General features: G+C 69.8%; 10 protein-coding genes. 3 read left to right on the top strand and 7 right to left on the bottom strand.

What is annotated here, in order from left to right; genetic code table 11:
• Positions 1-1,020 (bottom strand): 2-oxoglutarate dehydrogenase, E2 component, dihydrolipoamide succinyltransferase (gene sucB / locus ACQI5H_RS20035; RefSeq protein ID WP_427081052.1); only part of this gene is annotated, 1,020 nt, incomplete at its 3' end.
• 211 nt (positions 1,021-1,231) lie between these two features.
• Between sucB and ACQI5H_RS20030 the strand changes: the two genes are divergently transcribed.
• Positions 1,232-3,010: an SDR family oxidoreductase gene (locus ACQI5H_RS20030; protein ID WP_427081051.1), complete on the top strand. Its 1,779-nt coding sequence runs from the start codon at positions 1,232-1,234 to the stop codon at positions 3,008-3,010.
• Between the two features lie 7 nt (positions 3,011-3,017).
• On the opposite strand, the gene ACQI5H_RS20025 is transcribed toward ACQI5H_RS20030, so the two are convergent.
• From ACQI5H_RS20025 to ACQI5H_RS20015, 3 genes are all read right to left on the bottom strand, one after another.
• Positions 3,018-3,362 (bottom strand): aminopeptidase, encoded by a 345-nt coding sequence (locus ACQI5H_RS20025; protein WP_427081050.1) that lies wholly within the window; start codon positions 3,360-3,362, stop codon positions 3,018-3,020.
• A gap of 381 nt (positions 3,363-3,743) precedes the next feature.
• Complete coding sequence (locus tag ACQI5H_RS20020; protein WP_427081049.1) at positions 3,744-5,285, bottom strand: leucyl aminopeptidase; 1,542 nt, start codon at positions 5,283-5,285, stop codon at positions 3,744-3,746.
• A gap of 11 nt (positions 5,286-5,296) precedes the next feature.
• The gene (locus ACQI5H_RS20015) at positions 5,297-6,421 is read right to left on the bottom strand and encodes an adenylate/guanylate cyclase domain-containing protein (protein ID WP_427081048.1); all 1,125 of its coding nucleotides are present in this window, start codon (positions 6,419-6,421) and stop codon (positions 5,297-5,299) included.
• 101 nt (positions 6,422-6,522) lie between these two features.
• Between ACQI5H_RS20015 and gcvT the strand changes: the two genes are divergently transcribed.
• Positions 6,523-7,620: a glycine cleavage system aminomethyltransferase GcvT gene (gene gcvT / locus ACQI5H_RS20010; protein WP_427081047.1), complete on the top strand. Its 1,098-nt coding sequence runs from the start codon at positions 6,523-6,525 to the stop codon at positions 7,618-7,620.
• A 56-nt stretch (positions 7,621-7,676) separates the two neighbouring features.
• The gene (locus ACQI5H_RS20005) at positions 7,677-8,783 is read left to right on the top strand and encodes a branched-chain amino acid aminotransferase (RefSeq protein WP_427081046.1); all 1,107 of its coding nucleotides are present in this window, start codon (positions 7,677-7,679) and stop codon (positions 8,781-8,783) included.
• A gap of 98 nt (positions 8,784-8,881) precedes the next feature.
• Here the strand turns inward: ACQI5H_RS20005 and ACQI5H_RS20000 are convergent, their stop codons facing one another.
• From ACQI5H_RS20000 to ACQI5H_RS19990, 3 genes are read right to left on the bottom strand one after another with little or no spacing between them, the layout of a single operon-like run.
• Complete coding sequence (locus ACQI5H_RS20000) at positions 8,882-9,616, bottom strand: adenosylcobinamide-GDP ribazoletransferase (RefSeq protein ID WP_427081045.1); 735 nt, start codon at positions 9,614-9,616, stop codon at positions 8,882-8,884.
• On the bottom strand, positions 9,613-10,674 hold the full coding sequence (cobT, locus tag ACQI5H_RS19995; protein ID WP_427081044.1) for a nicotinate-nucleotide--dimethylbenzimidazole phosphoribosyltransferase: 1,062 nt from the start codon (positions 10,672-10,674) through the stop codon (positions 9,613-9,615). Before cobT ends, ACQI5H_RS20000 begins: the two co-directional genes overlap by 4 nt.
• Positions 10,671-11,219, bottom strand: coding sequence for a bifunctional adenosylcobinamide kinase/adenosylcobinamide-phosphate guanylyltransferase (locus ACQI5H_RS19990; protein ID WP_427081043.1), 549 nt, complete (start codon positions 11,217-11,219; stop codon positions 10,671-10,673). The genes cobT and ACQI5H_RS19990 overlap by 4 nt, the downstream gene beginning before the upstream one ends.
• Between the last annotated feature and the right edge of the window lie 2 nt (positions 11,220-11,221).

Genomic DNA, 11,221 nt, shown 5'->3' with positions numbered 1-11,221 from the left:
ACGGGCACCGGCGTGGGCGGGCGGCTTCTGTGCCTCTTCTTTCTTCTCGGCGGCGGCCAGCACGTCCTGCTTGCGGATGCGCCCGCCCACGCCGGTGCCCGTCACCTCGGCGAGGTCGATGTTGTTCTCGTTGGCCAGTTTTCGCACCAGCGGCGTCACGTACGGCGCACCGTCGGTTTGGGTCTCCGCCGCCGGCCGCTGGGGCGCGGCGGGCTCGGCCTTCGGCGGCGGCGCGGCTTGTGGCTGGGGCTCCGGCTTCGGTTCCGGTGCGGGTGCCGGCTTGGCGGCGGGTTCGGGCTTGGGTTCTGGTTTCGGCTCGGGCTTGGCTTCGGGTTGGGGAGCGGGAGCGGGCGCGGCAGGGGCGCGGTCGTCGGTCCCGACGCCGATCCGCGCCAACTCGCCGCCCACCGGAACCGTGGCGTCCTCGTCGGCGGTGATGCTGACCAACACGCCGGCCACGGGCGACGGGATCTCGGTGTCCACCTTGTCGGTGGACACTTCCACCAGCGGCTCGTCCACCTGGACGGAATCGCCAACCTTCTTCAGCCACCGAGTCACGGTGCCCTCGGTCACCGACTCGCCGAGCTCGGGCATCAGCACCGGCTGCCCGTCACCCGAGTCACCGCTCGGCGCTCGGGGAGCCGCCGCCGCGGGTTCCGGCTCGGGCTCGGCCTCGGGTTCGGCTTGGGGTTCCGGCTGGGCCTGCGGTTCGGGTTGGCTCGGCGCTTCGGGTTCCGCTTGGGCCTCGGGTTGGGCTTGGGGCTGGCCCTGGGGTTGCTCGCCCGCGTCGCCGATCACCGCCAGGTCACCGCCAACCTCGACGGTGTCGTCCTCCTGGGCGATGATCTTGGTCAGCACACCCGCGGCGGGCGACGGGATTTCGGTGTCGACCTTGTCGGTCGACACCTCGACCAGCGGCTCGTCGAGCTCGACCGTATCGCCTTCCTGCTTGAGCCAGCGCGTGACCGTTCCCTCGGTGACGCTCTCACCGAGGGCCGGCATCTGCACGGAGAAGGCCATCTCTATTGACTCCTCGATCGCTCGTGGGTCGGCGCAGGTCGACATCTGGCTTACCACACCGCGGTGTAGGCGGCATGGAGGCCAAGTTTCGAAACTATCCTGTCATTGCGTCCGCACCGGCACACATCCAGGGCGGACCGCGCTCGGTGCCAGGTCAGCCCCAACCCGCTTGCTACGGTGTGGCCACTGCCAGTAAGAGCGGGGAGGTCCGATGCCGGCAATCCAACAGGTACCCCAGCGGTTCGTCGACAGCGCGGACGGCGCACGCATCGCGGTCTACGAAGAAGGCAACCCCGAGGGCCCGCCCGTCGTGCTGGTGCACGGCTTTCCCGACTCGCATGTGCTGTGGGACGGCGTCGTCCCGCACCTCGCCGAGCGCTTCCGGGTCATCCGCTACGACAACCGCGGCGTCGGGCTGTCGTCGGTGCCCAAGCCGGTTTCGGCGTACACCATGGACCGGTTCGCCGACGACTTGGCCGCGGTAACCGCCGAGCTGAGCCCCGGCAGCCCGGTCCACGTGCTGGCCCACGACTGGGGTTCGGTCGGGGTGTGGGAGTACTTGAAGCGGCCCGGCGCCGGTGATCGGATCGCGTCGTTCACCTCGGTGTCGGGTCCGAGCCATGAGCAATTGGTCGACTACATCTTCGGCGGCCTGCGGCGGCCGTGGCGGCCGCGACGGTTCGCGCGCGCGATCAGCCAGACATTGCGGTTCAGCTACATGGTGTTTCTGTCGATCCCGGTGCTGGCGCCGTTGTTCATGCGGCTGACGATGTCGGTCCCCGCGCTGCGGCGCAACGTGGTCGACAACATCCCCGACGAGCTGATCCACCATTCCGAGAACCTGGCCCGCGACGCCGCCCAGTCGGTGAAAACCTATCCGGCCAACTACTTTCGCTCGTTTTCCAAGCGCCGCGAGGCCATCCACATCGTCGACGTGCCGGTGCAGCTGATCGTCAACACCCAGGACAAGTATGTGCGGCCCTACTCCTACGACGAGACCGCGCGCTGGGTGCCACGGCTGTGGCGGCGCGACATCAAGGCCGGTCACTTTTCACCGATGTCGCACCCACGGGTGATGGCCGCCGCGGTGCATGACTTCGCCGACCTGGCCGAGGGCAAGCAGCCCAGCCGCGCGCTGCTGCGCGCCCAAGTCGGGCGTCCGCGCGAGTACTTCGGCGACATGCTGGTCGCGGTCACCGGCGCGGGCAGCGGCATCGGGCGCGAGACCGCTTTCGCCTTCGCGCGCGAGGGCGCCGAGGTGGTCGTCAGCGACATCGACGAGGCCGCCGTCAAGGAAACCGCGGCCCAGATCGCCTCGCGGGGCGGTGTCGCCCACCCCTACGTGCTCGACGTGTCCGACACCGAGGCGGTCGAGGCCTTCGCCGCGCGGGTCAGCGCCGACCACGGCGTGCCCGACATCGTGGTCAACAACGCCGGGATCGGGCAGGCGGGCAACTTCCTGGACACCCCGGCCGAACAGTTCGACAGGGTGCTGGACGTCAACCTCGGCGGCGTGGTGAACGGCTGCCGGTCGTTCGGGCGGCGCCTTGTCGAGCGCGGCACCGGCGGGCACATCGTGAACGTGTCGTCGATGGCCGCCTACGCCCCGCTGCAGTCGCTCAGCGCCTATTGCACGTCCAAGGCCGCGAGTTACATGTTCTCCGACTGCCTGCGGGCCGAACTCGACGCCGCGGGCGTCGGGTTGACCACGATCTGCCCCGGGGTGATCGACACCAACATCATCAACACCACCCGCTTCGACGCGCCCGCCGGAAAGCAAGAGGACGATGTCGACGGCCGGCGGGGTCAGCTGGGCAAGATGTTCGCGCTGCGCCACTACGGGCCCGACAAGGTCGCCAACGCAATCTTGTCGTCGGTCAAGAAGAACAAACCGATCCGCCCCGTCGCGCCGGAAGCCTATGCGCTCTACGGCATTTCGCGGGTGCTGCCGCAGGCGCTGCGCAGCACCGCCCGGATGCGGGTGATCTAGCCCGCGCTCACGGGCCGGTGGCCGCTCGAGGACCGCGTGATACCAGCAGCGCGCCGCCGATCCCGAGGATCCCGATAACCGCCAGCGGGATGGCCCACATTTGCCGACCGTGCACCGCCGAATTGCATTGCGCCACAAAGTCGGTGTGCGGAATGACCTGATTGAGGATCGGGATGTTCGCGCCGTTCTTGTCGTTGGCGTTGCGCGCCGCGGAGGAATCCGGGGCAATCCCGTTCCCGCATGAAATCGATGTGCCGCCGCTGTCCGATACCGACACCGGCACGAGCAGCCCAATGACACCGGCCAGCAAAAGCACGGCGCCCAGCGCCATGATCAACCGTCGCGCAGTCACAGTTTGCCTCCTGTCGAACACCGACCCGTGGGAGGGTTATCCGCTGCGCCGCACGGCTAAACAGAAATCTGCCCTCGGATGCTGTTGCGGCCGGCCCGATTCGACGGCACAGGAGATGGCCGGATTCCATGGTGATAGTCGATGGTCACCGAAAGTATTTGGGCCTACACGCATTTGCCGCGGAACTTCGCCGCTGGCGCCTCATCTGTCACTTGACTACCCAGCGGACGCGGGCGGGATTTTGCCCGTCTCGTAGCGACAAATCTTGCCGGCCGGTTGTCGCTATGAGGTGGGCAAAAAGTGTGTCGCTTCTTGGCAGAGACCACTGTGGCGGATGTGACTTGACCTGCCGGCTAGCCGTTTTCCGCTAGCCGTTTTCTGCTAGCCCTTTTCCGCTATGTCGGCCAGCACCGCGAACATCGTCCGGGTGGGAACGCCGGTAGCCCCCTTGGGCGTGTAACCCCATGGGCTGCCGGTGTTGTAGGCGGGGCCGGCCACGTCGATGTGCGCCCAGGCGACCCCATCCGCGACGAATTCGCGAAGGAACACGCCGGCCACCAGCATGCCGGCGAAGCGCTGCCCGCTGATGTTGGCAAGGTCGGCCACGGTGGACTTCAAGTCGTCTTTGAGTTCGTCGGGCAGCGGCATGGGCCAGCCGTTCTCACCGACCCGCTGCGAGATCTCGGCGACCCGGTCGCGGAACTCGTCGCTGCCCATCACTCCGGGTATGCGCGCGCCCAGCGCCACGGTCTGGGCGCCGGTGAGCGTCGAGGTTTCGATCAGATAGTCGGGATTGTCCTCGCACGCGCGGACGATGGCGTCGGCCAGGATGAGCCGGCCCTCGGCGTCGGTGTTGAGGACCTCGACCGTTGTGCCGCCGTATTGCGTCAACACGTCGCCGGGACGCTGCGCGGTCGCCGACGGCATGTTCTCGGCCATCGGCACCGTCGCGATCACGTCGATCGGCAATTCGAGCTGCGCGGCCAGCGTGACGGTCGCGATGACCGCGGCCGCCCCACCCATATCCGAGGTCATGTGGTGCATCGACGCGGCAGGCTTGATCGAAATCCCGCCGGTGTCGAAGGTGACACCCTTGCCCACCAGCGCCACCTTCTTGGCCTGCTTGCCCTTCTTGGTTTTGGCCAGCCGCGAACCCCGGTGGATCAGCCGCACCAGCCGCGGCGGGCGCGACGAGCCCTGGCCGACGCCGATCACTCCGCCGTAGCCGCCCTTCTGCAGCGCCTTGTCGTCGAGCACCTCGACCTCCAGACCCGCGGACTCGCCCAAAGCCCTTGCGCGCTTGGCGAATTCGGCGGGGAAGAGGTGGCTCGGCGGGGTGTTGACCAGGTCGCGGGCGGTGGCGACCGCGGTCGCGACGGCCGTGGCATGGGCCGCCTGGGACTTGGCGCCCTTGGCACTGGACAGCACCGTGATGTTGCGCAGACCTTGATCCTTCGGTGCTGTCTTGTCGCTGCGGAAAGCGGTGAATCGGTAGCTGCCCAGGATCAGCCCCTCGATGGCTGCCTCCAGATCCAGTTCGGTCAGCGTGGTGATTGCGGCCTCGGCGCTGTTCAGCGCGCGGGCTGCCGTACCCGCCGCGCGGCGGATCGTGTCCGCGGGCCACTCGGCTCGCGGCTTGCCCAGGCCGACCGTGAGCACGCTGGCCACCGGCAGCGACGGCACCACCAACCGGTGCACCTGATCACTGCCGCCGGTGGCCTCCAGCGCCCGCAGGCCGGCCTCGATCTCGGCGACGGCGGCGCTGGACAGGAACGGGTCGGCCGCGGTGACGACGGCGCCGGGCCGGTCTTCGTCGCCGGTCGAAACGACCGGCACGACCAATACCGACGAACCCGCGCCACGTTTCGGCAGCGATGTGGCGACCTGGACGGACGGGGATTGGTAACTCGGTTCGGTGGTCACGGGCAATCACCCTAGTCACCGGGGCCGGGCCTGGGGCCGCCACCGCCCTTACCGCGCAACTCGAAGGCGCTGACCGGCTCGTCAAAACCCTTGAGCGTCAGCGGACCGTGCGCGACCGCGGGCCAATCCGGCAGCTCGTCGTGCAGCGCCGAATCGGCGAGTATCTGCCTCGGTGCCGCGGCGGCGACCAATCGCGCGGCCAGGTTGACCGGGTTGCCGAAGTAGTCCCCGTTGGTGGCGAGCACGCTGCCGTAGGCAAGACCGGCGCGGACGTGCAGACCCTCCTCCCGCGCCCGCGGATGCTCGACAAGATCGACCGCCGTCGTGACCAGCTGCTCGGGCGACGCGCTCACCCACATCACCTCGTCGCCGATGAACTTCACCAGCCGCCCGCCGTCGGCGTGCACCACGTCGGCGACGGTGCCGCCGAATTCGGTGAGTAGCAGCGACAATTGCGCCGGGGTGAGCGCTTGGGTCAACGCGGTGAAACCGGACAGATCCGCGAAACCGATGCCGCAGATCACGCTCGCCGAGGTGCCGAGCAGGACGCCTTCGAAATAGGTTCGGGCACTGATCAAGTGGTGACGGTGCACGACGTCGATCAGCGCCCCGATGCGAGGGATGAACTCGGCGACCGCGCGGTAGGCCTGCGCCGTGGCGAGCTCGTCGTGGGTGTAGTTCATCTGGATGTCCGGCGTCCCGGCGCGGATCATCGTCCCCTCGGCCTCCGCGAGGCGGGCCATCGCGGCGCCGAGCACCCGCAGCAGGCCAAACGCGCCGTCCTCGCCCACCACCGCCTTGAGCGCGACCCACGTCGACAGAGCCTCGACATCGGCCTGGCTGAGCACCGGAACGTCGGGACCGGCGATGGTCAAACCGAGCAAACCCCACGCCTGCGCCACGTCGTCGGCCGACAACCCGAGCTTGTCGGCCGCGGCCTGCACGGTGTAGATGGGGCGTCCAGACCACGACAGGGCGTCACCGGCAAGCCCGAACAGCCGGCCGCGGCGCTCGGCCTCGACCATCTCGTCGACGCTGAAGCCGAGCCCGTCGAGGTACTTGATCAGGTCGGTTCGCTCGCGTGGGTTCGCGATTCCGGCGGCCTCGAGCGCGTCGAAGTCCAGGTGATCGGGCACCTACCCAAGTGTGCCAGCAATGCCGCTCGATCGGTGGCGATCGCAAGCGCGGCGGAGCCGGGCGCGGCGGGTCGCCACGATGATGGCTAGGGTGAGACGCCGTGACCGACGACCCGCAGCACGGACCGCTGGAAGACCGCCATCGCGAATTGGGTGCCAGCTTCGCCGAGTTCAGCGGCTGGCTCATGCCGGTCTCGTTCGCCGGCACCGTCAGCGAACACAACGCCACCCGAAACTCCGTCGGCCTGTTCGACGTCAGTCACCTCGGCAAGGCGCTGGTGCGCGGGCCGGGCGCCGCGAAGTTCGTCAACTCCGCGCTCACCAACGACCTGGGCCGCATCGGCCCGGGCAAGGCGCAATACACGTTGTGCTGCACCGAATCCGGCGGCGTCATCGACGACCTGATCGCCTACTACGTCGACGACGACGAGATCTTTCTGGTGCCCAACGCCGCCAACACCGCCGCGGTGGTCGAGGCGCTGCGGGCGGCCGCACCCGCCGGCCTGACGATCAGCAACGAGCATCGCTCGTATGCGGTGCTGGCGGTGCAGGGCCCGCGGTCGGCGGACGTGCTCGGCGAGCTGGGGCTGCCGACCGAGATGGACTACATGGGCTACGCCGACGCCGCCTTCTCCGGTGTGCCGGTGCGCGTCTGCCGCACGGGATACACCGGTGAGCACGGCTACGAACTGCTGCCGGCCTGGGAGTCCGCGGGCGTCGTGTTCGACGCGCTGGTGGCGGCGGTCAAGTCCGCCGGCGGCGAGCCCGCGGGGCTGGGCGCCCGCGACACGCTTCGCACCGAGATGGGCTACCCGCTGCACGGGCACGAACTTTCGCTCGACATCTCACCGCTGCAGGCCCGCTGCGGCTGGGCGATCGGATGGAAGAAGGACGCGTTCTTCGGCCGCGACGCGCTGCTGGCCGAAAAAGAAGCCGGGCCGCGACGGCTGCTGCGCGGGCTACGGATGGTGGGTCGCGGGGTGTTGCGTGCCGGGCTGACGGTGCTCGCTCACGACGCGCCGGTCGGGATCACCACGTCGGGCACGTTCTCCCCGACGCTGCAGGCCGGCATCGCGCTCGCGCTGATCGACACCGACGCGGGAATCGAAGACGGCCAGCAAATCACCGTCGACATCCGCGGCCGCGCCGCCGAGTGTGAAGTCGTGCGTCCGCCCTTCGTCGCAGTCAAAACTCGTTAGCCGGCAGGCGTTCCCGTGGCAAAAACCCGTTCGCGCGCAGGGATACAATCGGCGCCATGACCAGCGGCTCGCGTGAGTTCACGGTGATGCGCACGTCGAATCCGGCGAGCGACGCCGAACGCGCAGCGATTCTGGCCGACCCGGGTTTCGGCAAATACTTCACCGACCACATGGTCTCGATCGACTACGCCGAGGACCAAGGTTGGCACAACGCGCGGGTCATCCCTTACGGCCCGATCCAGCTGGACCCGTCCGCGATCGTGCTGCACTACGCGCAAGAGGTGTTCGAGGGGCTCAAGGCCTATCGCTGGGCGGACGGTTCGATCGTCTCGTTTCGCCCCGACGCCAACGCGGCCAGGATGCGCTCGTCGGCGCGGCGGCTCGCGATTCCCGAGCTCCCCGACGAGCTGTTCCTCGAATCCCTGCGCCAACTCGTCGCCGTCGACAATGCATGGGTGCCCCGGGCCGGCGGCGAAGAGGCGCTGTATCTGCGGCCGTTCATCTTCGCGACGGAGTCGGGGCTGGGGGTGCGGCCGGCCAAGCTGTACCGCTACCTGCTGATCGCGTCGCCGGCCGGCGCCTACTTCAAGGGTGGCATCAGCCCGGTCAGCGTCTGGGTGTCGACGGAATACGTGCGGGCCTGCCCCGGCGGCACCGGAGCGGCCAAGTTCGGCGGCAACTATGCCGCGTCGCTGCTGGCTCAGGCCCAGGCGGCGGAGAACGCCTGCGACCAAGTCGTCTGGCTGGACGCCGTGGAGCGCCGGTTCGTCGAAGAGATGGGCGGCATGAACCTGTTCTTCGTGCTCGGCAGCGGCGGATCGGCGCGGCTGGTCACCCCCGAGCTGTCCGGGTCGCTATTGCCCGGGATCACGCGGGATTCGTTGCTGCAGTTGGCCATTGACGCCGGATTCGCGGTCGAAGAACGCAAGATCGATATCGACGAGTGGCAGAAGAAGGCCGCCGCGGGGGAGATCACGGAGGTGTTCGCCTGCGGCACCGCGGCCGTCATCACCCCGGTCTCGCAGGTGAAGTACGGCGATGCCGAGTTCAGCATCGCCGACGGCCAGCCCGGGGAAGTGACGATGGCGCTGCGCGACACGCTGACCGGGATACAGCGCGGGACCTTCGCCGACACCCACGGCTGGATGTCGCGGCTGGGCTAGCCGGCTCGGACTAGCGGTTCACCGGCGAGCGTGACGCTGCAGTCACGCTGGTCGCCGAACGTGACTGCAGCGTCACGTTCGGCCGCCTAGAAGGGCCGCTAAAACCGCACCAACGCCGCCAGCGCCACGGCGCTGACCGTCGTCGTCAATTCGATGGCCGCCCCCAACACGTCGCCGGTGATGCCGCCGAAGCGGCGCACGCAATGCGCCACCAGCGCCGCGCCGCAGCACACCGCCAGCAGCACCGCGACCGGGCCCTGCCACGGCCGCGGGCCCGCCGCCAGCGAAGCGGCGAGCAGCACCGCGAGCCACCCGGCCACCACCGGCGCGGGCTGCGTTCCCGCAACCCGCGCCCCCAGCGCGCTGCCTTCGGCCGCGGCCACGGCTCGCCGGCAGGCCAGCACCGCGGTGACGCGGCCCGCGGCGACGGCTACGACGATCGCGGCGGGACCAAGGGACGAAAAGGCCAACCCTTGCAACGTGATCACGAGTACGACGGCGACCACGCCGAACGGTCCGGTCGAGCCGTCGCGCATCACCGCCAGTGCGCGCGGCGCCGGCCCGTAGCAGCCCAGCCCGTCGGCCGTATCGGCCACGCCGTCGATGTGCAGGCCGCGGGTGGCGAGCAGCAGCGCCGCGACCGCGAGTAGCCCCGGCAGCGGGCTGGACGCGCCGAAGGCGCGCGCGCCGCCCCATGTGACCGCCGCGGCCAGCATCCCCAGCGCCACGCCGACCACCGGCAGCGCGGTCATGGCGCCGCGACCCATCGGCGCGGTTCCGACACGCGGCGCCACCGTGCCGAACGCGAAAGCCGTTGCCAGTGAACGCATCACGGTGGGGGAGCACCGTCGGAGCGCGTGGACACACCGGCGTCGGTGAACGTCGCCATTGATGACAGCGCGGCCACCGCGGCGCGCAGCAGCGGCAGCGCCGCGGTAGCGCCGGTGCCCTCGCCGAGCCGCATGCGCAGATCCAGAAGCGGCTCCAGCTCGAGAGCCGCCAAGGCCAGCGCGTGCCCCGGCTCGGTGGACCGGTGACCGGCCTGCCACCACTGCCTGGCGCCCGGCGCCAGGCGCTCGGCGACCAACGCGGCGGCCGTCACCGCCATCCCGTCCAGCAGCAGCGGTGTGCGCCGCACCGCGGCCTGCGCGCAAAAGCCCGCCATCGCGGCCAGGTCCGCGCCGCCGCAGCAGCGCAGCAGTCCGACCGGGTCGGGCAGCACCTTTTGAGTCCGAAACAGGGCGTCGCGGACCGCGGCGGTCTTGCGTGACCAGCCGGCGTCGTCGACCCCGGTCCCGAAGCCGACCACCGCAACCGGCTCGGCGTTCGTCAGCGCCGCCACCAAAACCGTTGCGGCAGTGGTGTTTCCGATACCCATGTCACCGGCGATCAGCAAGTCGGCCCCGGCGTCGACCTCCTCGTCGGCGATAGACCGTCCGGCCGCGATCGCCCGGGCGGTCTCCTCGTCCGTCAGCGCGTCCTCGACGGCGATATCGCCGCTGCCGCGCCGCACTTTGTGGGAGCCGATGCGTTCCGAGAGCGGGTCGGCGTCCACCGCCAGGTCGGCGACGCGCACGGTGGCCCCGGCGACATCGGCCAGCACGTTGATCGCCGCCCCGCCCGCGTCGATGTTGGCGACCATCTGCGCGGTCACTTCCGGCGGGTAGGCCGACACCCCGGAGCGGGCGACGCCGTGGTCGCCGGCGAACACCACCACCCGCGCGCGCTCGAACTGGCGCGGCGGGCATTGCCCCTGGCACGAGCAGACCCAGACCGACAGGTCTTCGAGCCGGCCCAGCGCCCCCCGCGGCTTGGTCAGCGTGTCCTGCCGCGCACGGGCGGCGGCCGCGGCGGCGGCGTCGGGCGACGAAATCGGAGTGAATTCCATCACGTTCCCGGCGGTTTGATAGGTACCGCCTGGCCGGCGATCACCAGCACGACGCGGTCGCACAACGCGGCGACGCGTTGGTTGACGGTGCCCAGTTCGTCGGCGAACCGTCGGCCCGACGCGGTGGCCGGCACCACGGTCAGCCCGACTTCCGGGCTGACCAGCACCAGCGTGGATCCGAACGCGCCGACCGCGGCGATCATGTCCTCGATCGTCTCCGCGACCGCGGTTGCCGCCGACCCGTTCTCCCACGCCTGGTGGCGGTCCAGCGTGCCGGTCAGCCAGCCGCCGAGGTCGTCGACGAGCGTCGGAGTATCGGGCGACCGCCGCAATTGGGTTGTGATGTCGTCGGTTTCGACCGTCGACCAATGCGCGGGCCGACGGTCGCGGTGCTGCGTCACGCGGTCTGCCCATGCCTCGTCGGAGTGCCCTGCCGGCCCGGGGGCCAGGTAGCGGACCGGCTGACCGGGCGCCAGCGACGAGGCGATGGCTTCCTCCGCCCACCGGGATTTGCCCGACCTGATCCCGCCGAGCACCAGGGTGCGCACCG

It is taken from the genome of Mycobacterium heidelbergense (assembly GCF_050205645.1).
Taxonomy (GTDB): Bacteria; Actinomycetota; Actinomycetes; order Mycobacteriales; family Mycobacteriaceae; genus Mycobacterium; species Mycobacterium heidelbergense_A.
The sequence above is the reverse complement of the archived record's forward strand: the minus strand, read 5'-3'. Positions and strand labels throughout refer to the sequence as shown.